This window comes from Candidatus Amarobacter glycogenicus, from assembly GCF_016704105.1.
GTDB lineage: Bacteria > Chloroflexota > Dehalococcoidia > Tepidiformales > Tepidiformaceae > Amarobacter > Amarobacter glycogenicus.
The window spans coordinates 184,468-204,735 of sequence record NZ_JADJAT010000001.1 but is presented as its reverse complement, the minus strand read 5'-3'; the positions used below and the strand labels follow the sequence as shown (position 1 = coordinate 204,735).

Sequence of the window (20,268 nt, the reverse complement as noted above, 5' to 3'; positions counted from 1 at the left end):
GCTACTCCTGGATACCGGCCAGCTTCTTCGCATAGGCGAGTGTTCTGCGGGAATCATAGGCGCGCGAGATCATCAGCTTCTCGGCCTCCAGCGAACCTTCCGCGTGGATCGCGAGGACAGCGTGGTAGCCGCCGAAGTCCCCCGTCGTCAGGTCGCTGACCATATTCATGGCTCGCGTGCGTACCTCCCCGTCGATGCCCGCGCGGCCGCCGAGGTACTTCCTCAGGAGGTCGCCGGTCTCCGGGTTGGCGAAGTCCTCCACGCCAGGTCCCGTGACGAGCATGCCGCCGGCGATGTCCTGGACGTGCTGAAGTGCCTCGTGGTAGTGGTGCGCGAAGTGGTACTTCGCCATGTTGGTGGTCAATGCGTCTGGCGCGAAAATGCCGTCCGCATCGCCGGTGCCGCGGATCGCAGCCATCTCCGTCAGGGCGCGCAGCGTTTCGGCGTAGCTGATGAGCCAGATCATCTTGTCGCGCACGTGGGCGGCCTTCGCAATGCCGTTCATGTCAGCCATCAGGAGGGCGGACCCAATCAACGCGTCGACGAGCGGAAGCTTGTAGCTGACGGCGGTGAACCGGTGGTACTCGACGAAGCCAAGCGCGATCGCAGCCGCGAAATCGTGCTCGCCGGCCATGAACACGCGGTCCCATGGTACGAACACGTCATCGAAGATGGTGATCGTCTCCATCATCTTCCGGTCGGCGCTCAGGGGGGCGTCAAACTCGCTCTTCGGGCTGCCGCCGTACGGGCTCGCGACGAGTTTCACCCCCGGCGTATTCACCGGGATAGCGAACGCCAGCGCGTAATCCTTGTCGGCCTCCGACATCGCCCGGGTCGGGAGCACGATGAGTTCGTTGACGTTGGTCGTGCAGCTCGTGTGGATCTTCGCGCCCCTGACCACAATTCCATCGGCCCGGCGCTCGACGATCCGTGTGTAGTAGTCGGGATGCGGTTGGTTCTGGGGCCCTGCACTCCGGTCGCCCTTAACGTCGGTCTGGGCGACCGAAAGTGCGAGGTCGTTGTCCCGGCAGTGTTTGTAGAAAGCCTGGACTCGCCGCAGGTAGTCGGTCTCGTACTTCTGGTCGACCTGGCGGGAGACGCGATGAAGTGCGAAGAGGGCATCGGTGCCGATCTCCTTCACGAGGACGACCAGAGTCTTGCCAAGGGCGGTCGCAGCTTCGATGAGCTGGCTGCGCTTGAGGAGGTCGTCTGTGCTCGCGGGGATCTTGAAGTAGCGGCTGTACCCGTCGCCGCCCTCCTTCACGACGGCGAGGTCCCGGTACTCGGGGTCCTCCGTCATTTCGAAGTCGAGCGCGGCGTGATGGACTGCCTTCTTGATGATCGGGTGCGTCGTAACGTCGGCGACCTGTTCGCCGCGGTAGAAGACGGTTCGGTCGTCGCGGATGGAGTCGATGTACTGCTGCGGAGTTCGGAGACCCATGTGGCTGAGGTTGTCCTCGCTGGTGGATTGCCGCGGGCCAATACCGTTGGCCGGGATAGTCTAGCTGCCTCTGGAACAGGGTGCCGGGAACAAAGAAACAGGCCTCGCTGGTCACGAGGCCTGTTGTGTGTTTGCTCCGCCCTTCAATCCCGGGTCCGTTCTGAGCATTTCCTCCCGAGGGGAGCGCCGCGGGCACCTTCCGTCAGGGGCAACCGCTAAGCGTTTGCGTAGCTACCTGGTGCTGCCGGGACTGGGGCGCTGTGCCTGGCCCTTGCGAGCCTTATTGCGGACCGAACCACCAGCGATTCTTCGCATGGACTCTGAGTTTCATCTGGACGAACCTCCCATCCTGGTGGGCTACCGGCTGTCTCGCCTTTATCTCTGCACGATCCAGACTCGGTAGAGGGCGTGGAAGCGGAGACCGGTTGTCCTGGTCATTTCCTGTTCCTCCTTTTCCCTCGACCCCCGTCCTGGGTGGTCTTTGTTCCATATAGAGAATAGACCCCCCGCACCGCCGCACCATGGGCCGAAAGACCCAATTGGACTGGGCCTAATGGGCCGAAACGCTGCGTCATACGGCGGTCGCGAAGGGGGATGGTGCGCGCCCGGGACCTGCGCTACATGCTTCGTAGCAGCCGGATGCGCTCTTCCGTCGGTGGATGCGTGCTGAACAGGTTGTTCAGGAAGCTCTGGTGTTCTTTCAGCGGGTTGGAGATGTAGAGGTGAGCGGTCGCTTTGTTCGCGGCCTCAAGCGGTTCCGGGTCGAGCGCAATCTTCTCCAACGCCCGGGCCAGTGCCTCCGGATGCCGGCAGAGGAGCGCGCCGCTCGCATCGGCCAGGTATTCGCGTTGGCGGCTGACCGCGAATTTGATCGCCTGGGCGATGATCGGCGCAAGGATGGCCGCGACGACAGCCAGGATAATGATGATGATTCCCAGCCCGCCGCCACCTTTGTCTTTGCCGCTCTTCCGGCCGCCGGCGCCCATGAAGCTCCACCGGAGGAAGAAGTCGCTCACGAGGGCGATGAGCCCGGCGAGCACGACCGCCAGGGTCATCACGCGGATGTCATAGTTGCCGATGTGGGACAGCTCATGGGCGAGCACGCCTTCGAGTTCGATTGGCTCCAGTTTGTCCAGCAGGCCTCGGGTTACAACCACATGTGAATGGTTCGGGTCCCGGCCCGTCGCGAACGCGTTCGGGGCGGAGTCCTCGATCACCCAGGTGCGCGGCATGGGTAGCCCGGAGCCGATCGATAGGTTCTCCACCCGCCGGACGAATTCCCACTCTTCTTCCTTGGTAACTTCATGCGCCCCCGAAATGGAAAGCACGATGCTGCTCGATGCCCAGTACGAAAACAGCGCGTAAACGATGAGCGCGATCCCGACGAAACCCATCACGCCCAGTCCCAGGCCGAGCGCGTAAGCAGCGAGCCCAATCAACGCCGTCAGGATGACGACGAATCCGATCATCATCAGCCACGTCGTCCGTTTGTTCGCCGAGATCCGGTCGTACACGAGGGTGGAGCCGGGGATGGGAGCGGAGGGCAAGGTCATGGCGAGGCATGCGCCGCGGGACTGGTCGCGTCGATTGCTCGACCGATCGGCGCCGACCCGGCCAGGACGGCGATGTCCCGCTCAAACCGCATCTCAATTCGCTTCGATTCTTCGGCATTCATGGTCGATCGTCGGTCCTGGTGCCAGCGCAAACGGTCGATCTGCGCCGTCACGAAGTTAGTTCGTGCCGAACGAAACCTTGACGTCTTCTCTCGCGGCTTCTTCCGCTTCGTAGAACTCAGCCGGTTCGAAGTGGAACATCCCGGCGATGATCGACGAAGGGACGGTAGCAGTCTTTTCGTTGTAGACGCGGACGTTGCCGTTATAGAACTGGCGCGAATACGCGATCTTATCTTCGGTGTCGGTCAGTTCGCGCTGGAGTTCGAGGAAGTTCGTGTTCGCCTTGAGGTCCGGATAGGCCTCGGCGACGGCGAACAGCGACCGGAGCGCACCGGTCAGCATGTTGTCGGCCTGGGCGGCCTGGCCCGGTGTTGCTGCGCGGTCCAGCATGGCGCGAGCCCGCGTCACATTCTCGAGCACTTCCTTCTCGTGCGCGGCATAGCCCTTCACCGTCTCCACGAGGTTCGGGATCAGGCTGCTGCGGCGCTTCAGCTGGACGTCGATGCCCGACCAGGCTTCCTTGACGCGGATGCGGGCGCGGGCGAGGCCGTTATAGATGCCAATCACCCATGCGACGATGGCGACGACAACAACGGCGATGACGATGAGCGCGATGACGAGGGACACGGTGTCGCTCCTTGGCGGGTTCGCCGCAATCTTAACACAGCGAAAGGCAGGCTCCGGGAACGGTCGTCGGGGGAGCGTCCCGCGGGGCCATCCGGAGGCGCCTACACCAGCACGCCTTCGGCAAGCAGGTCGGCGATCTCATCCATCGTCAGGCCGATGATCCGCTCGCAAACGTCCATTGTGTGTTCGCCCATCAGTGGAGCCGGCCCGGGCACCCAGCCGGGTGTCTCCGAGAGCCTCGCCGCCGGGCTGTCGTGCGCCTCGCGCCCGGCTTCCGCGTGCTCGACGTACTGGTAGTACTCCCGAGCCTTCAGGTGTGGGTCCCGATCCAGCATGTCCTGGGCGTTTTGCACCACGCCTGCGGGTACTCCGGCCGCCTGCAGCGCCGCGCAGAGTTCTTCCGCCTTCCAGCCCGCCGTCCAGGAGTTGATCAGTCCTTCGAGTTCGTCCTCGTTGTCCTTGCGTGCGACAAGCGAGTTGAACCTGCCGTCTTGGGCGATGTCACCGTGCCCCAGCACGCCAGCCACCCGCATCCACTCAGCGTCGTCGCGGCAGGCCACCACCACCCAGCGGTCCGGCGAATTCACCGAACCCGGGTCGTCGGCGCAGCGAAAAGCGCCGTGCGGCGAATACGCCGGGTGGCGATTGCCCGTCCGCGTCGGGTTCGTGCCGTTCGCGAGCCGCTCCGCCACAGCCGTCCCGAGGGCGTTTACGACCGATTCGAGTTGCGGGAGCTCGACGCATTGGCCTTTTCCGGTCTTTAGCCTGTAGCGGTGCGCAGCCAGCATCGCGGTCACCGTGTGTCCGGGGTTGATGACATAATCCGGGTAGTTCGTCCCGATGCCGAAAGGTGGGCGGTTCGGGAAGCCCGACATCTCGCTGATGCCGGTAACAGGAGTCAGCACCGCCCCGAAGCCAAGGAAATCGCGGTGTGGTCCTTCGAGCCCCTGCATCGGCGCGTACGCGGCGATGATGCTCGGGTTCACCTTCGTGATCTGGTCGTACCGGAGGTTCCACTTGTCCACGACTCGAGGCGTGAAGTTCGTGAGGAAGAAGTCGCTCTTCTCGATGATCCGGTAACCGATCTCCTGGCCCTTTTCGGTGTTCAGGTTGAGCGACATCGAAAGCTTGCCGGTGTTGTAGTTGTTGAAGTACCCCGAGACGTTGTAGCCGGACTTGAACGTGCCGTCCGGGTTCATCGCGAAGGGATGGACCATGCGGATGCCATCGACTTTGGTTTCGGATTCGATACGCACGACTTCTGCGCCGAAGTGGCAGAGTGTGTTGGCCGCGATCGGGCCGGCCCCGAACCACGAGAAGTCGGCGACGCGGAGACCTTCGAGGGGTCGCTTGGACATGGTGTGGCTCCTTCTTACAAAGCCGCCAGGACGGCTTCGGTGTGTTCTCCCAGCCGCGGCGGACGGGCGATCAGCGCGGGTGTCTCCGAGAGCCGGTAGGGCGGGCCTGGAAACTCTACAGCTGGCCCGGCGGGTGCTTCCGGGAACGTTACGTACCAGTCGCGGGCCCGCAACTGCGTGTTTTCGGCCAGGTCTTTCGGCGTCGAAACGATTCCGACAAGCAACTGCCGGTTTTGCCCTTCTTCATACGCTTCCTTCGCGGTCTTCGAGGCGAAGAAATTGGCGATTTCCTGGTTCATCGCGCCCAGGTGTTGGAGGACCGTCACCGCCTCCGCGGGGTTGCCCATCAATTGCGTCAGGAACGCCATGTTGAACTTCGCGAGCAATGAAGCATAAGGCTCTTCGTCTAGCTTCCCCGCCTTGCCCTCCTCGCGCATCCACGCGACAAGGTCCGGGAGATCCTTTCCGGCCGGTGCGATGATCAACAGGAGGACGTATCCGTCTTTGGTCTTCAGCGTACCGGAACCCGGGAGTCGTATCGGAAGGGCGCCTAGTTCGCCCGTCCGCGTCCGGTTCTTCTTGTGAAAGTCCCAGGTCTGCATCGCGGTTTCCTGGGAGATAGAGACAGCTTCCTGCGCCGACACGTCGACCAGTTGGCCCTGGCCGGTCGCTTCGGCGTGGAGGAGGGCGATCATGGTGCCCTGGGCCGCGTGGATGCTTGCCGAGACGTCCGCCTGCCGGCCATAGATGAGGTTCGGCGGGTCGCTTTGTTCGCCGGCCAGAGTCATGAGCCCGCCCATCGCCTGGCCGACGATGTCGGCATATGCCCAGCCGGCGTGCGGTCCCGTCTGGCCAAACCCGGTCACGGAGGTGTAGACCAGCGACGGCTTCTGCGAGCGCAACTGTTCATATCCCAGCCCGCGTGCAGAGAGATACCCGACAGGGTAGTCCTCGAGCACGATGTCGGCGCTCAGGGCGAGCTTGCGCGCCGTTTCCTGCGCTCCGGGGAGGTCGAGGTCCAGGACGACCGACTTCTTCGAGGTGTTGTGCACCCAGAAGGCAAGGCTCGCATCCGGCTCGCCTTCGAAGCCTGTGATGAACGGGCCGACGTGGCGTTCGCGGCCGCCGCCAGGCGGTTCCACCTTGATCACCTCAGCACCGAGGTCGCCGAGGAGCCGGCCGCAGTAAGAGCCGATTTCGTCGGTGAATTCGATGACTCGGACTCCTTCGAGGGCGCGGTCCGTCATGCTTCCGGGACCGCGGTGACCCGTGCCGGGAGCGTACGTCCAAGGATCTCGGCGGCTCCGGCAACCATGTCGTGCAGGATGTCGGCAGCGGGCCGGATCCTTGTCAGCATGCCCGAGGCCTGGCCGGCCGCATTCATGAGCAGGTCTTCCCTGCCTGACTGGCGTACCGAGTAGACGAGGTCCTGGATGAGTAATCCCTGGAGCCCCATCGGGAGCGCCTGCAGCCCCGAAGACTCCCAGGCCTCGATGAGCGGGTTGGTGATGTTGCGCATCGTCTTGCCGCTGTAGAGACGGGTGATCTTCGTGTCTTCATCGCCCGCGTCGAGGACGCGTTGTTTCTGCGTCGTTGGCTGGTTCGCTTCTTCGGCCACCAGGAAGGCCGTGCCACACCAGGCGCCCACGGCGCCCAGCGCGAGGGCGGCGGCGAGGCCGCGCCCATCGGCGATTCCGCCCGCCGCGATTACCGGTGTTGGTGCCACTGCATCGATGACCTGCGGGACGAGCGCGAAGGTCGCAATGCGCCCGGTGTGTCCTCCTGCCTCGGTCCCCTGCGCAACCACCGCATCTGCACCGATGCCGGCCACGCGCTTCGCGTTCTTCACGTTACCAACCAGGCAAAGGATCTTCGTCCCGTTCGCCTTAAGCCGGTCGATCCAGGGCGCCGGGCTGCCGAGGCCAGAGGCGAATACCGCGATCTTCTCCTCGATTACGACTTCCATCTGTGCGTCGGACATGCCGCCGCCGCTTGGCCTTGGCGCGGTGGCAGCCGGCCGCGGGGCCTCTTGCCACTGGACGCCGAGGTTCGAGGCGATCGACTTCAATCCCGCGGTTGTCTCCTTAGGGATGAGGTCGCGGGGGTCGCGCGGCATTTCGCCGGCGGCGGCGCCACCCATGAAGTTCGAAGGCAGCAACAGGTCCACGCCGAATGGCTTGTCGGTCATGGTTCGGACCTTGTTGATCTCGGCGCGCAGGCGCTCGGCGCTGAACCCGGCGCCGCCGAGGACGCCAAGGCCACCGGCGTTCGAGACTGCGGCAACGAGGGCAGAGGTCGCAACCGGGCCATCGATTCCGCCGGCAACCGGTCCCATGCCGGCCAGGATGACCGGGTATTCAATTCCGAGCGTGTCGCAAAGCTCAGTGCGCAGGACAGGGCGGGCCATAACACACCTCCAGGGGGCAATCGGCCCGAGTATACGTGAGCCGCCGCAATATTGAAGCGCCGTTCAGCTTCGTCTAGACCCCCGGCCGGTCACCGGCGAAGATTGAACGGTGAACAGCGCCGTAACGCCATGGGTGCTCGCCGGGCGCATTCTCTCCATCATCGGGATGGCGTTCTTCGCGGCCGTCGCCATCCTGCTCTTCATCATCCCGGAGTGGACCCTGGGTTTCGTTTCATTGCTGTTGTTTTTCCCTTTCTTTGGTCTCATCGTGCTGGTGGAGCGCTACCAGGCGAAACACGGGATGATCGGGCCAGAAGCTGACTCGGAACGTGCCGGTTAGGCGCAGTTTCGTCGTATCACTCGTCGTCGCTGCAGCGTCGTTCTCGGCTTGCTCGACTGGCGAGCCCGCCGCCGATGACCTCGATCGGCGCCTCTGCTCCTCCGCTGACCTGCAAGGCGACTACATCGAACTCGCTCGAGGTGAGTTCACCCCCCGGGATCTGGCCGACCTGAGTGACGACGCCGACTTCCGCGAACGCCAGTTCGAAGAAGCCGGCTTGCTCCGAGGAAGGTTCGTATTCTTCAATCAGGTGCTGCCGAAGCCCCCGTTCGATCCACCGTTGAGCGTGGTTTGCCAGGCCGTCGAGTTCGCGACGCCGGAGCAGGCGGCCGCCTATGCAGCTGGCCTCGACACCGACCACCCTGCCCTGCAAGTTTCGGGAATCGCCTGGCTACCGGAAGGAAACAGGACGGTAGAGGACGTGGCGCCCGGCGTGCACCGCATCACTGTCGAGCCATCTGGCCGCCGCATCGCCGTGCTGGTCGCCCACGTGGCGCAGGGAAAATTCTTCACTTCAGTCTACTTCGGCTCGGAGGGATCGCTGCCGGAGATTGACTCGTTGCGGGAGCTCATCGCCCGCGTTGTGGCCCGAGTCGAAGAGGAAAGCCCTCACCGGTGACCGGTGAGGGCTCAGTGCCTTCGATTTGCCGCCCGGGAGTCGCTACTTTTCTTCGATGGTGACGGTCGTGATCGTGATCGGCGGGTTGGGCTTGCTGCCGGCCAGGGTGGCATTGCCGATTGCGTCCACCACATCCATCCCGCTGGTGACTTCGCCAAACGGGTAAAACTTGTCGCCGCTCGTGTTGTTGTAGTCCAGGGCCGCGTTGTCCTTCAGGTTGATGAAGAACTGGCTGCCGAACACGCCGGAACCTGCGACTTTCGCCATCGTGATCGTGCCGCGCTTGTTCGGAATTTCGTTCGGTTCGTCCTTCGTGGTGTAACCAGGGCCGCCGCTTCCGGTGCCCGTCGGGTCACCGGCCTGGATGACGAAGTCCTTCACCACGCGATGAAACGTGATCCCATCGAAATAGCCTTGCTTCGCCAGGAAGACAAAGCTGTTGACCGTGTTCGGGGCTTTGTCTGCGTATAGCTTGATGACGATGTCGCCCTTCGATGTCTTCATCGTGGCGGTGTACTGCTTCGCCGGATCAACCACCTGCTCAGCGGCCGCGAAGGTCTTGGCCGTGACCGATGCGGACGGGCTCGCCGTCGCGGAAGCGTCCACGGTTGCCGTCGGAGTGACGGTCCGCAGGTCGTCGGCTTCCGCATCGCTGTCGTTGCCACGATTGGTCAGTACGGCTGCGATGATCATCGATGCGATCACGGCGACGCCAAACAGGGCGAACAGCTTCACGTTTCCGAGGAGGTTCATCGGGAAGCCCGGCTTGTAAATGTCCTTCGGGCTGGTATTCCCCAGCTGGTACGAACGTCGGCGCGCCGGTTCCTGCCGCAGGTGCTGCAACTCCCGCTTTCGCTTCTTGGCCAAGTGGTCAACCTCTTCTTTGGGGACGGCGGCGTCGGCCGCACAACGGTCATCTCAGTATACGAACGGGGTTCATAGGGGCCATGCACCCTCGAAAGCCAGCGGCTGCGGACCGCGTTTCCGGCTCGTCACTTCACCCGCGTGCCTGCGAAGATGAGCGACACAGTCCCCTTCGGGAAGCCGTCGAGGTTCAGCGCGTCCGGGTCGTCCGCCTCGACGATGGTCCGGATCGTCGCCCGGCCGCTAACCGTGTCGCCCGAAAGGCTCCCATCGCAGATGCGGTCCTGGCCGATGTCGACCGTGTAGATCCCGAAGAACCGGTCATTCTGGAACTGGAGCCAGCGCTGCCCTTCGGGGGCGTCGGCGTCCAACTGAGTTGCGATGATGATGCCGTTCTCGGGCTTCCGGTCGGGGCCCGTGAGGGCAGCCTCGAGCGTGCCCGTCGGTGCGCCCGGGGGCGTGTAGAAGATCAGGTAGCACGACGAAGGGTTCGTCTCACACGCGGTGATCGACTCCGGTGCGAGCGTCCCGTCTCGCCACGCCTGCAGGACGCTCTTCGCACCGTCCGGCCAGGTCGTGACCTCGAACTTGTTGAGCCGGTAGATGTTGCTCCGTGCTCCTGGCGTCGCATCGAAAAGGTGGATCCTTTGTGATTCCGGGTCCTCTTTGTCGCCGATGATGATTCGCCAGGGCGCCGCGGAAAAGTCGACTTCGAACGTGAGGCGCGGCTTCTCGTCGCTGTGTGCCGAAATGCTGCCGGCCAGGCGGGTGCGAAGCACGCCGCCATCGACGGTCTGCCCATCGCCTCGGTACACCTCTGGGAGGCCCTCGCCCGGGTCTTCCGCCGGGTTTACTCCGTTGCGCGCGAGCCGGACTGCGACAAACGCCGTGTCCTTGTCATCTGACTTGAGCCGTGCGCCTTCTTTCTCGAGGACGAAGCTGTTGCGTTTGCCGTCCGGTGTTTCGAGGCGGAGGACCAGCCCGTAATCCTCGAATTCCGGGCTCGGCCCTAACTCGTAGTCGATTGCGATGGAATTCAAGACGTCCTTCGGGATCGCGATGCGGATCGCCTGGCCGTGCGGCTGGGTGGCGACAATGCCGTCGGGCCACTTGTCCTGGACATACTCCTCCCACCCCAGGTCGCGCATGCTCGTCTTCCCCGCCGTCAACCCGGCCTCGGGGGCCCGCCCGTCCACGAAGTCCCGGTGCAGGTTCGGCGCGCCGGCGTAGGTCATGAACTGCTGGAGGTTCCAGACCATGATCCGGCTTCGGGTCGCGGGATATGCCGCGTCGACCTGCTTCGCCGGGCCGCGTACAGCGGCGACGACCTGCAGCGGCGGGATCTGCTGGGCGTAGAACCAGTTGCACGAACCGCGGACGCAGTAAGCCTGGCTCCCCGCCGTCACCTGGCGGACATCTTTCAACATGTACCAGTCCGTATTGGCGACGGCGTAGGAGAGGGCCGCGCTATACACGAACTGCGCGATGCCAAACGCCTGGTTCTTGATGTTGAACTCGCCCACGAAGGTGGTGCGGACGGCTTCTTCCGTCGCATCCAGGTAGAGCTGGGTCGCTTCGAGCCCCGTCCCGGCGTACTCGATGCCGGCATAGACGTACGGGTCGCCGGCTGTTTCCTCGGCGTTCTGATACCAGTCCAGCACCTGGTCGGCGATCGTCGCCGCGATCAGCAGCGGTCCGCCCGAGGTCACTCCGGCCGCCCAGAGTGCGGCGGGAAGGTAGCGCAAGAAGGCTTCCGTCTTCCAGTCCTTCAAGTAGTCGATGAGCGACCAGTCCTCGATCGCCCGCGTGGAGTAGAGCCGAAGCGCCCGCATTTCGGTCTTCTCGCCGGCGCCCATCTGCACCTTGTCGATGGCCTGATCCACAAAAGTGAGCGTCTTTCGTTCGAATGGTATGTCCGTGAAGTAGGCCTCGCCGTAGGGGGCGAGCACTCGCAGGTCCATGCCGTCCAGGTTCCCGCCCTTGAGTAGCCCGAGGGTGAGGTCGATCCCCCACGGCGTGTAGAGCGCACATGCCGTCTCGATCGCCTGGTCCATGGTCATGTCGTCGCTGAAGGTCATCCAGGACCAGTCCCCGGGCGTCCCGGCCGCTTCCGCCCACCTTGCCCGGTAGGTCACCCACTCCTTGCGGACGGCCGCCAGCCGGGAGACGGCCGCGCGGTACTGCTCGAAGGCGACGGCGCCGGATGCGCCGCCCGGGAGGAGTGCCCCGCCCGCTTCGAGCGTGGCGCGGGCGCCCAGGAGGATGCGCAGCGCCCAGTCCAGGTCTTTCTGCGTGTCGAGCCAGGACCTTGCGGGCGCCAGAGTCGGATCGAGAGAGACGGTCAGGCGCGCCGTTGGATCGGCTGCCGATTCGGTCACCGTGAGGTCCTGCATCGCCAGCCAGGCGAGCTCCTGTTCTCGCCAGGCGTCGCGGTCGTTCCAGTACAGCGCGTCCGCTTGGGATGCTTCGGAGGGAGGCTGGTCGGAGTTGGGAGTGACCGCCACTGGGCGAGCGACGGCGATCAGCCACGGCGCCGGCACGTTCGTCATCGCGACGCTGAGTGTCTCGCCGCTGCGCTCGGCAGGGACTGCGACCCACCGTCCCGTGGCGGAAAGCGCGATCACACGGGCATCTTCACCCGCGCCTGCGGCCGGAAGCCGGATCGACACGGTGTCTTCGATCACCATGCCGGCGCTGGAGGTGAACTGCCAGGCTTTGCCGTCCCCTTGCCAACCTGGCCCGTAATCCGGGACGGAGACCCGTCGCAAGTCAACATAATCGCTGAATACGACTTCGCCACCGGGCACGTCGGCCGTGGCTCCCGCAGGGTGAGCGAGGTGAAGCCCGGGCCGCTGGGGCAGGCCATTCGGACCCGGCTCAGAGACCTGGTCGGTCACGGTCAGCACGCTCTCCCGGGCTGCTCCCCCGGGGCCGTTATCGGCCCCGTCACCGTCGCTGCCCCCACGTAACAGCAAGAACGCTCCCGCGCCGACGGCAAGCGTGATCGCCGCGACCGCCCCCGCGAGCATCGGCCCGCGCGACCGCCCCGGTCGCACGGATGCCCTCCGCACGTCCGGCGTCGACCCTGCCTTCAGTCCACATCGGCGGCAAAAGCGAGCGCTGGACGGGAGTGGTGCGCCGCAGGCACCGCAGATGAGCGCAGGCGGAGGCGCTGTGGACGCGCCGCAGGCGGCGCAGAACTTGGCCGTTGCGCTCACTCCCGCCCCACACTGTGCGCACCGTACGCCCTGGTTCCTTCCCGGCATCACCACCTCCGCTGGTCGATCAGCCTCGCCGCCGGCGGCCTTGTGCCGAAGTGACGAGTGGGCGGAATGCGCGGTCCGTCAGGGCCGATTTAGGCTGCTAACCCGCGTGCCCGAGCCGTCCCAACTCTTCGCGGGTTACATCCCGGTCATCCCAGGGGACCGATTGAAGGCCGTAGATCATCGATTTCTCATGCCCCTTGCCGAGAATCACCACGATGTCTCCTGCTCGGGCACGCTCGAGGGCGGCTGCAATGGCTTCGCGCCGGTCCTCGACTTCGATGAAGTCGCTCCCACGCGTCTTGCCGGCCCCTTCTGCGTGCCGGCCGATTTCGCGCACGATGGCGGTGGGGTCCTCCGAGCGAGGATCCTCATTGGTAAAGACCGAGAAATCCGCCCCTTCGGCGGCCGCCCGGCCAACTCCGAAGCGGCGCCCGGGGTCACGTTCACCGGCCGCGCCGACGACCACGATCAGCTGACCCTTGCACACGGCACGCAGCACCTCAAGTACCTTCCGGACGGCGTCGCCGGTGTGCGCATAGTCGACGATGACCTCGAAGGGCTGCCCGGCGACGATCCGCTCCATTCGCCCCGGCACGCCCGGTGCCTCGGTAAGTCCGCGGGCGATCTCCTGGACGGACGCGCCACAGGCGACTCCGGCCCCGGCCGCTGCCAGCGCGTTCATCACGTTGAACAGAGCGGGCAGGGCAATCGATGCGTCCGCTCGCCCCTGCGGCGTTTCGAGGCGGAAGTCGCTCCCATCCGCGCGCAGGACGATGTTCCGCGCCGTGACCTCAGCCTCCCGCGATTCGAGCCCGAAGCGAATCGGCAAGGCCGATGTACGCCAGAGCATGGCGTTGGCCGATGGGTCGTCGGCATTCACCACTGCCGCCTTCGCCACGCCCTTATCCGTCGCCGAATCAAGCGCAGCGAAGAGCAGGCCTTTGGCTTCGCGATAGGCGTCAAACGTCTTATGGAAGTCCAGGTGGTCGCCCGTGATGTTCGTAAAGACGGCGACGTCGTACTCGACATGGTCCATCCGGTGGAGCGCCAGCCCGTGGCTCGTGCTTTCGACGATCGCGAACTCGCAGCCTGCGTCGGCAAACCGGCGAAGGAGGCGCTGGACTTCGGGCGCCTCCGGACTCGTCATCCGGTCCGTGACTTTGCCGGACTCGCCCGGGAAGTAGGTATCGACTGTCCCGAGACGCCCGACCCGCCCCCCCGCAGCTTCAAGGACCGAGGTCAGGAGGTGCGAGGTGGTGGTCTTGCCGTCGGTTCCGGTCACCCCGATGACGACCATCTCCCGTCCGGGATGGCCGTAGAACCATGCGGCCGCACTCGCCTGCGCCGGCCGCGTCGCCGGCACTGAAACGAGAGCCAGCGTCTCAGGCAGCACGAGGAGGGAGTCGACATGGTCCGCTTGCACGATGGCCGCAGCGGCCCCGGCAGCGGCCACCTGAGGCAGGTAGGTATGCCCGTCCGTGACAAAGCCAGGGACGGCGATGAACAGTGATCCTTGCTTCGCCTGCCGCGAGTCGTATTCGAGCGCCTGGACGACCGTATCCGGGGATCCGCGCACGAGGCGCGCCCCCGGGACCTCGGCTACCAGAGAGCCCAGCGTTCGATCGGCGGGTTTGGTCATGGCCAAATCGTAAACGTCCGCCGTTTCAGTGTCAGAGCCCCTGGAGGATATCGAGGAAGTTGCCGAGCATCCGCGCCGTGGCGCCCCAAATCAGGTCTTCGCCGAACTGGTAGCTCTGGAACTCGTATTCGCGGCCGTTGATTACCCGGCGATCCGGGATGAGGTTCCTGGGATCGCGGAGGTGATCGAGTGGCACCTCGAGCAGGTAGGCGACTTCGTGGTGGCTGAATTGCCAGTCATATGGGTAACGGTCCAACCACGCGACGTAAGGCGTGACCTTGAAGTTCGAGACGGTCACCATGTCGTCGAGTTGGCCGAGGACTTCGACGTGCTCCGGTTCCACGCCGATCTCCTCGTGGGTCTCCCGCAGAGCTGTGTGCAACACCGAACCGTCTTCGGGGTCGGTCGCCCCGCCGGGAAAGCTTATCTGGCCCTTGTGATCGCGCACCGAGTCGGTCCGCTTCTGAAAGATGATATGGGGCCCCGTCGGCCGTTCGTGGAGGATCAGCAACACTCCCGCGGGTGGCAGCGGAGGATCGGGTTCCTGCGTAATCGGCTCGTATCCAGCGAGCAATCTGCGGATGTCTTCTCTCATCCAATCCTTGCCTGGAACTGGCGGCGGCGCGTGGACTCGATCAGTTCGGCCCAGATGCGCTCGTTCATCGATTGTGCATCGGCCGAGGGGTTGCTTTCCACCGCCGCGTGCAGGGCGATGAGTCCCCTGCGCAGGCTGTCGTTTTCGCTCTGAAGCGAAGAGATCCTGAAGTTCGGCGCGGCTGGCGTTGCGGCGGCGGCTTCAACCGCCGCGCGTGCCGTTCCTGCGAGTGCCAGGCCATCAGCCAGGATCTCCCGCGTCACCCCGTTTTCCACGACGAGGCGGTCAGCTCCCCGCTCCGTCTCCTCGGCGATCCACATCGCCAAACTGGCGGCAATTCCCACCGTCTGCTGGCCGAATGGGGTCTTCACTTCGGCGATCACATTCGTCAGCAGGTTGATCGCGATCCCCTGGAGCGTGCGCGATGTATCCGGCCTCATGCGATCCTCCCCAGCGTGCGCAGGAGCGCCTGGTCCTGCGCGTTTATCAGACTGTAGGCCACCATCGGCAGGATGAGTTCGTTCGTCCGTCCCTCCTGGAACGAACGTGCCCCCGTAATCCAGATGCCCTGGCATTTCACGTGGCTGAAGACTTCCCACCACAGGACCGCCGCCGGATCGGCCCGCAGGCCGCTGGCCCGTTCCCAGAGGGTGATCGCCGTCTCGCGGTCCACGATTCCCCCGGGACGCCCGTCTTTCGCCCATTGCCACGATTCGTTCAGTGACCAGGCAAGGTCTTCCACCGGGTCACCGAGGTGCGCCATCTCCCAGTCGACGATTCCGTGGATCGAGCCGTCTTCCCGGTAGAGGAAGTTGCCAACCCGGTAGTCGCCGTGGACGACACCGACGCGCTGGGCGGGCGGCGGCGGGTTGGCCCGAAGCCAGCGTATGGCCGCCCGCATCAACGGTTGGGGGCTCAACTCCTGGACGTTGATGATCCCCTCCCAATGAGCGAGTTCCTTCTCCCACGCCGTTTCCGCTGCCGGCGGCTCCGCCACTCTCTCGATGGCCGTGCCACGCCACTCGAAGTTCGCGATGATGCCAAGGATGTCGTACATATTCCGCGCAATCTCGGGCTGGACCGCGAGATAGGGAGGCGCCTGTGGGGCCCGGGTGTTCGATTCGCACCCCAGGATCCGGTCCATGATGAAGAACGGTCCGCCGATGATGCTGGCGTCGGGTTCGAGCCAGCGCATGCGCGGGACCGGTACGCCCGAGTTCCAGAACGCCGAATAGAATCCGTATTCGGCTTCCCGGTCCGTTTCGAGGAGGCTGGCAGGAGGATCCTTCCGGACGACGAAGGCCTGCGAGTGCTCCTCGCCGTCCCCACTCCAGGTGGCGTCAAACATCCAGGTCTCGCGGGATGCGCCGCCCGGGATGCGGAAGAGGTTCGTGACCCGGACGTTTTCGGCCGGGAGTTTGGCTTCTAGGTACCTTGCGAGTGGGGCTTCCATTGCGGCCGAATCGTGGAGTCGTGTTATCGCGACTGTCAATCGCCGCCGTCATACCACCCGCGAGAAATGCAGAGCCCCGTTCGAGCGTCAGAGGGAGCTCTGGCGGATCGGGCCTGAAGTTCCGGCGGCGCGCCGCTGCGGCTCCCGCGGGCCGGCGTCTTGGTCGTCAGGCCGGACGATTCACCGGTTCTCGTACGCCAGCACGCGCGCGAACGCCGCGGCCGCCCGTTCGAAGCTCTGGAAGAGCGGAATGTTCGCCGCATGAAACTTCGGCTGGATGCTCGCGACGTACTCTGCTTCATGGGCCGGGTGAAGGATGACCAGGAATGGCTTCTTCGAGCGTTCCTTGTGCAGCGCAATCTCCTCGATGGTCTTGTCCAGCGTCTCTGGCTTCCCCTTCCACTGGCGCGCCGCGAACATCGCGGAGAGTTCCATCGCCATGGCGTCTACGTTGGGGTCCGCATCGAGGATCCGGAGGATGCGGTCGAGCGTGTCCATCGAGCCCTGGATCGTCCCCGCCATGTCGAGCGGGTTCTGGAAACTGCCGCCCACGATGTTGAAGAACTCGCCGAGCTCTGTGTACGTCCCGTCGCTAAAACGCGGGACCCGGAGGCCGGCTTTGGAGAAGGCGTCGGTGATCGAAACCGACTGGCCGCCCGTCTGGGCGAGCAGCGCCATGCCGGTGCCGGTCGGCCGCTTCGCGTTGAGCAGCAGCTTCATCACGTCGATGGTTTCATCGAGGTTGTTCGTCGTAATGGCGCCGCACTGGCGCATCATCCCGTCCCAGACCGCCTGGGGCGCCGCCAGCGAGCCGGTGTGCGACATCGTCGCTCGCGCTCCTGCCTCGGTTTGCCCCCCTTTCCAGACGATCACCGGCTTCCGCTTGCATGCCTCGCGCAGTGTTTCGAAGAAGCGCCGGCCGTTCTTCACGCCCTCGACGTACATGCCGATGACCTCGGTTTCGTCGTCGAGCATGAGGTACTCGAGATAATCAGAAACATCGAGGACGACGGCGTTGCCGAAGCTGGCACAGCGGCTAACGTGCATGCCGTTCGCCGCGGAAACGAGACTGAACATAATACCGTGCGTACCCGACTGGGATAGGAAGCCGATCTTCCCGTCATCCGCCACCGGGGCGTCGGCATTGAAGCGCACACCGACCTTCGGCAGGTAGAGGCCCATGCAGTTAGGGCCAACAAGGTTGAAGCTCGCCTCGCGCGCCATCTCTGTGAGCTGCGTCTGCAACTTCACGCCGAGTTCCTCGCCGGTCTCGGCGAATCCGCTTGTGAAGAACCCCGCGCCGTTCGCCTTGTTCGCGATGAGGTCTTTCAAAACGTATGGCGAGACCTGCCGTGGCACCGCAACCAGCGCGTAGTCGATCGGCTCGGGGATATCCGCCATCGACTTGAAATTCTGGATACCGAGCGCTTCGATGCCCGGGATCTCCTTCTCATCGAGCTGGACGGAGTAGAGCCGGCCGCCCTTCTCCTTAAACGGCAAGTTGTTGCGAAGCCACATATAGCCGGGGCCCTTGTCGCCGACGACCGCGACGACCTCGGGGTTGAACATGCGGTCGAGCTTGTGACCGGGGACTGCCATGGGAGCACCTTCTTCTACGAACGGGCGAAACGCGGAGACGCGGACCGTCAGACGAGGATGTCAGCCTTCCGAGACGACGATCCGGGCATCAACTGCCAGGGCCCCATCCGGATAGGCGAAGACCGGGTTCAGGTCGAGTTCGCGCACTTCCGGGTGCTTCTGGACGAACTCAGAGACCTTGAGAATCGTGGTCCTCAATGCCTTGAGGTCGGCGGCTGGCTGGCCACGCACGCCCTCGAGGACCGGGCGGCCCTTGATCTCGTTGATCATCTGGTCCGCGTCCTTCTCCGCCAGCGGCACGAGGCGGAACGAAACGTCCTTCAGCACTTCGACCATGATGCCGCCCAGGCCGAACATCATCACCGGGCCGAACTGTGCGTCGGTGGTCATCCCGACGATGACCTCGGTGCCCTGGGGCGCCATGTGCTGGACCGCGACACCCGCGATGCGGGCATTTGCCACGGCCTTCTTCGAATTGGCGACGATCTCGTCGAATGCGGCGCCGACGGCATCCTTGTCCTTCAGGTTCAGCTTCACCCCGCCCACGTCGCTCTTGTGCGCGATGTCCGGGGAGACCACTTTGAGGACGACGGGGTACCCGGCCGATTCGGCCTGGGCCTGGGCCTCGGCGCGCGTGGCGGCAAGGGTGGTTGTGGCCACCGGCACGCCGGCGTCCTTCAAGAGCGACTTGGCTTCGACTTCATTGAGCAGCGTTCGCCCTTCGGCGCGCGCCTGGGCGAGGACGGATTCGAACGACATAGGGGCCTCGATTGGGGCGAGAGTGTTGTGGCGCGATTGTACGGGAGGCGCGGGGGAGTGTCTCAGGGACGCGGGCAGCCATGTGGCAAACGGCTTCCCAGACCGGCGGTTGCCTCGCGCGCTTCCTGCCTTCCGAGGTTCCAGGTGCGCCAGCCATCATCGTCCGGTGCCGAATCGAGGAGCGCGTTCCCCACTACGCAGGCGTCGGCCTCTGCCAGCCGGGGAAGCGCTGCGACCAGTGTCGGCGTGGCGTCCGGGCTCAGGCTGGCGGCGTAGGCTGCATCGAAGTTGCGGCTCGCCGCCCGATCGACATTGGTGCGGACGATGAACGCGTCCGGGTTGATTGCGTTCAGCGCGAACACCCCTACTGTCCCCGCAGCAAGCGCAGCGAAGCCAAACTGCCGTCGCCGCTCCCGCAACAGGGTGATGCCGAGCAGCAGGCAAACAGCGGCGAGCCAGAACATGAATGCGGTGCTGTAGAACCGGAGCTGCGTCAGTCCGAACTCGTCGACGTACACCCGCATCCGCTGCAGTGCCGAGGCGATGATGACGAAGAGCAGCGCAAGCAGCGCGGCTGATGCCAGGCGGAACGCCGTTCTCAGGACTGGCGAGGAATCCCGCAAGAGCCAGTGCACGCCAAGCAGCAGGGGGATCACGAGTGCCGCAACGGCCACCAGTTCGAAGAACCCTTCGCGCGCGTACTCGGCGTACGTCAACCCCGCGGTGACCTCAACGTGCCCGGCCCCGCCGAACAGGTACCGGATCTGGAACACCACGAACGCAAGGAAGAGCAGGTCGACAGCACCCAGGACGGTGGCAACCTCGATCGGGCCCAGGCGGACGCCCTCGGGAGGCGCCACCTCCGGGAGTGGTTTCGGTTCCTGCACCAGCACCGAATAGAGGAAGCCCGCCGCGACCCAGGTCCACCAGGCGACCCTCACCACGTGCAGTACCCCGCCTGACAGGTCGAAGTAGACGGCAGATCCGAGACTGTCTGCGAAAATTGCATCTGCCGATGCGAGCAGTAGACCGAACACCACCACGAGAGGAAGGGCCAAGGCCACGGCACGGGCCGCGAGCAGAAGCCTTCCGCCCCCGAACTTCGATCCAAGAATGCCCCAGTTCATACGGCGAAATGCCAGGTCGGCCACGCCAATCACGCCGGAAATCAGCGCCAGGGCGGCCAACCAGAGGTACTCGCTGACCGCCCCGACGCGCACAACCCCGCTGCGCATGCGGAACGCCGCCACGGCGAGGAGCCCGAGGACTGCTGCCGTGTCGATGGCCTGGAGGAAAGGGGAGGACCTCCACGCGACGCAGGCGGCGAACAGGAGGGCCGGCGCGATAACCCAGCGTCCCTCGCCGCGAAGGGGCTTGCCGCTGAATCGCGAGAGCGCCAGGAGAGCGGCTACCACGGAGGCCGTCCAAAGGAAAAGGTTGGCGCCCAGGATCCCCGGCAGGAACAGGATTTCGCCCAGGACGCCCAGCCCCGCTGCGGCCAGGAGGATGGCCGGCGCCAGCGCGTTCGGCGTGTCGGGAGTTTGCTTGTCCATCCTTTTCAGGACGCCTCTTGCCGCGTTTTGGTTCCCCCGGAGCACGCGGGAGGCGTAAATTCCCCGCCACGGAGG

General features: G+C 64.7%; 18 protein-coding genes and 1 pseudogene. 2 read left to right on the top strand and 17 right to left on the bottom strand.

The features are described from left to right. Position 1 precedes the first annotated feature (1 nt). The 7 genes from IPG14_RS01075 to IPG14_RS01045 form a co-directional block, all read right to left on the bottom strand. Positions 2-1,441 (bottom strand): 4-hydroxyphenylacetate 3-hydroxylase N-terminal domain-containing protein, encoded by a 1,440-nt coding sequence (locus IPG14_RS01075; RefSeq protein WP_343384681.1) that lies wholly within the window; start codon positions 1,439-1,441, stop codon positions 2-4. A gap of 617 nt (positions 1,442-2,058) precedes the next feature. Further along, complete coding sequence (locus IPG14_RS01070) at positions 2,059-2,994, bottom strand: M48 family metallopeptidase (protein ID WP_343390634.1); 936 nt, start codon at positions 2,992-2,994, stop codon at positions 2,059-2,061. Beyond that, positions 2,991-3,116 (bottom strand): hypothetical protein, encoded by a 126-nt coding sequence (locus tag IPG14_RS01065; RefSeq protein ID WP_343390633.1) that lies wholly within the window; start codon positions 3,114-3,116, stop codon positions 2,991-2,993. The genes IPG14_RS01070 and IPG14_RS01065 overlap by 4 nt, the downstream gene beginning before the upstream one ends. Before the next feature lie 55 nt (positions 3,117-3,171). Beyond that, positions 3,172-3,741 (bottom strand): LemA family protein, encoded by a 570-nt coding sequence (locus tag IPG14_RS01060; protein WP_343384678.1) that lies wholly within the window; start codon positions 3,739-3,741, stop codon positions 3,172-3,174. Positions 3,742-3,842: 101 nt separating this feature from the next. Continuing rightward, the gene (locus IPG14_RS01055; protein ID WP_343390632.1) at positions 3,843-5,099 is read right to left on the bottom strand and encodes a CoA transferase; all 1,257 of its coding nucleotides are present in this window, start codon (positions 5,097-5,099) and stop codon (positions 3,843-3,845) included. Between the two features lie 14 nt (positions 5,100-5,113). Beyond that, entirely contained in the window at positions 5,114-6,346 is a 1,233-nt protein-coding gene (locus IPG14_RS01050) for a CoA transferase (protein ID WP_343390631.1), read from the bottom strand. Further along, positions 6,343-7,506, bottom strand: coding sequence for a nitronate monooxygenase (locus tag IPG14_RS01045; RefSeq protein WP_343390630.1), 1,164 nt, complete (start codon positions 7,504-7,506; stop codon positions 6,343-6,345). The genes IPG14_RS01050 and IPG14_RS01045 overlap by 4 nt, the downstream gene beginning before the upstream one ends. Positions 7,507-7,615: 109 nt before the next feature. Between IPG14_RS01045 and IPG14_RS01040 the strand changes: the two genes are divergently transcribed. Continuing rightward, positions 7,616-7,846 carry a hypothetical protein gene (locus IPG14_RS01040; protein WP_343384675.1) on the top strand — a complete coding sequence of 77 codons (231 nt, stop codon included), beginning with the start codon at positions 7,616-7,618 and terminating at the stop codon, positions 7,844-7,846. Next, positions 7,836-8,465 carry a hypothetical protein gene (locus IPG14_RS01035; protein ID WP_343390629.1) on the top strand — a complete coding sequence of 210 codons (630 nt, stop codon included), beginning with the start codon at positions 7,836-7,838 and terminating at the stop codon, positions 8,463-8,465. The genes IPG14_RS01040 and IPG14_RS01035 overlap by 11 nt, the downstream gene beginning before the upstream one ends. Positions 8,466-8,507: 42 nt before the next feature. On the opposite strand, the gene IPG14_RS01030 is transcribed toward IPG14_RS01035, so the two are convergent. The 10 genes and pseudogenes from IPG14_RS01030 to IPG14_RS00985 all read right to left on the bottom strand — a co-directional run bounded on the left by IPG14_RS01030 (position 8,508) and on the right by IPG14_RS00985 (position 20,193). Further along, positions 8,508-9,332 carry a peptidylprolyl isomerase gene (locus IPG14_RS01030; protein ID WP_343384673.1) on the bottom strand — a complete coding sequence of 275 codons (825 nt, stop codon included), beginning with the start codon at positions 9,330-9,332 and terminating at the stop codon, positions 8,508-8,510. 125 nt (positions 9,333-9,457) lie between these two features. Further along, a complete protein-coding gene (locus IPG14_RS01025; protein WP_343391049.1) occupies positions 9,458-12,385 on the bottom strand; it encodes a hypothetical protein in 2,928 nt (975 codons plus the stop codon). 39 nt (positions 12,386-12,424) lie between these two features. Next, a pseudogene (locus tag IPG14_RS01020) lies at positions 12,425-12,568 on the bottom strand (zinc ribbon domain-containing protein); the annotation flags it as partial. Between the two features lie 124 nt (positions 12,569-12,692). After that, positions 12,693-14,234 carry a UDP-N-acetylmuramoyl-L-alanyl-D-glutamate--2,6-diaminopimelate ligase gene (locus IPG14_RS01015; protein WP_343384672.1) on the bottom strand — a complete coding sequence of 514 codons (1,542 nt, stop codon included), beginning with the start codon at positions 14,232-14,234 and terminating at the stop codon, positions 12,693-12,695. 31 nt (positions 14,235-14,265) lie between these two features. Beyond that, positions 14,266-14,829, bottom strand: a complete 564-nt coding sequence (locus IPG14_RS01010; RefSeq protein WP_343384671.1) for a CoA pyrophosphatase — start codon at positions 14,827-14,829, stop codon at positions 14,266-14,268. Next, positions 14,826-15,269 (bottom strand): hypothetical protein, encoded by a 444-nt coding sequence (locus tag IPG14_RS01005; RefSeq protein WP_343390628.1) that lies wholly within the window; start codon positions 15,267-15,269, stop codon positions 14,826-14,828. The genes IPG14_RS01010 and IPG14_RS01005 overlap by 4 nt, the downstream gene beginning before the upstream one ends. Further along, positions 15,266-16,282 carry a phosphotransferase family protein gene (locus IPG14_RS01000; protein WP_343390627.1) on the bottom strand — a complete coding sequence of 339 codons (1,017 nt, stop codon included), beginning with the start codon at positions 16,280-16,282 and terminating at the stop codon, positions 15,266-15,268. The genes IPG14_RS01005 and IPG14_RS01000 overlap by 4 nt, the downstream gene beginning before the upstream one ends. Before the next feature lie 180 nt (positions 16,283-16,462). Then, entirely contained in the window at positions 16,463-17,881 is a 1,419-nt protein-coding gene (locus tag IPG14_RS00995; protein WP_343384668.1) for a CoA-binding protein, read from the bottom strand. 60 nt (positions 17,882-17,941) lie between these two features. Next, positions 17,942-18,640 (bottom strand): acetate--CoA ligase family protein, encoded by a 699-nt coding sequence (locus tag IPG14_RS00990; RefSeq protein WP_343390626.1) that lies wholly within the window; start codon positions 18,638-18,640, stop codon positions 17,942-17,944. Between the two features lie 62 nt (positions 18,641-18,702). Further along, a complete protein-coding gene (locus tag IPG14_RS00985) occupies positions 18,703-20,193 on the bottom strand; it encodes a DUF4173 domain-containing protein (protein ID WP_343390625.1) in 1,491 nt (496 codons plus the stop codon). Positions 20,194-20,268: the final 75 nt, after the last annotated feature.

What these genes read in the sequence shown, in the direction of transcription:
- IPG14_RS00990 (WP_343390626.1), bottom strand. Translation starts at nt 18,640, where the DNA reads ATGTCGTTCGAATCCGTCCTCGCCCAGGCGCGCGCCGAAGGGCGAACG.
- IPG14_RS00985 (WP_343390625.1), bottom strand. Translation starts at nt 20,193, where the DNA reads ATGGACAAGCAAACTCCCGACACGCCGAACGCGCTGGCGCCGGCCATC.
- IPG14_RS01065 (WP_343390633.1), bottom strand. Translation starts at nt 3,116, where the DNA reads ATGAATGCCGAAGAATCGAAGCGAATTGAGATGCGGTTTGAGCGGGAC.
- IPG14_RS01015 (WP_343384672.1), bottom strand. Translation starts at nt 14,234, where the DNA reads ATGACCAAACCCGCCGATCGAACGCTGGGCTCTCTGGTAGCCGAGGTC.
- IPG14_RS01000 (WP_343390627.1), bottom strand. Translation starts at nt 16,282, where the DNA reads ATGGAAGCCCCACTCGCAAGGTACCTAGAAGCCAAACTCCCGGCCGAA.
- IPG14_RS01070 (WP_343390634.1), bottom strand. Translation starts at nt 2,994, where the DNA reads ATGACCTTGCCCTCCGCTCCCATCCCCGGCTCCACCCTCGTGTACGAC.
- IPG14_RS01075 (WP_343384681.1), bottom strand. Translation starts at nt 1,441, where the DNA reads ATGGGTCTCCGAACTCCGCAGCAGTACATCGACTCCATCCGCGACGAC.
- IPG14_RS01005 (WP_343390628.1), bottom strand. Translation starts at nt 15,269, where the DNA reads ATGAGGCCGGATACATCGCGCACGCTCCAGGGGATCGCGATCAACCTG.
- IPG14_RS00995 (WP_343384668.1), bottom strand. Translation starts at nt 17,881, where the DNA reads ATGGCAGTCCCCGGTCACAAGCTCGACCGCATGTTCAACCCCGAGGTC.
- IPG14_RS01050 (WP_343390631.1), bottom strand. Translation starts at nt 6,346, where the DNA reads ATGACGGACCGCGCCCTCGAAGGAGTCCGAGTCATCGAATTCACCGAC.
- IPG14_RS01045 (WP_343390630.1), bottom strand. Translation starts at nt 7,506, where the DNA reads ATGGCCCGCCCTGTCCTGCGCACTGAGCTTTGCGACACGCTCGGAATT.
- IPG14_RS01055 (WP_343390632.1), bottom strand. Translation starts at nt 5,099, where the DNA reads ATGTCCAAGCGACCCCTCGAAGGTCTCCGCGTCGCCGACTTCTCGTGG.
- IPG14_RS01010 (WP_343384671.1), bottom strand. Translation starts at nt 14,829, where the DNA reads ATGAGAGAAGACATCCGCAGATTGCTCGCTGGATACGAGCCGATTACG.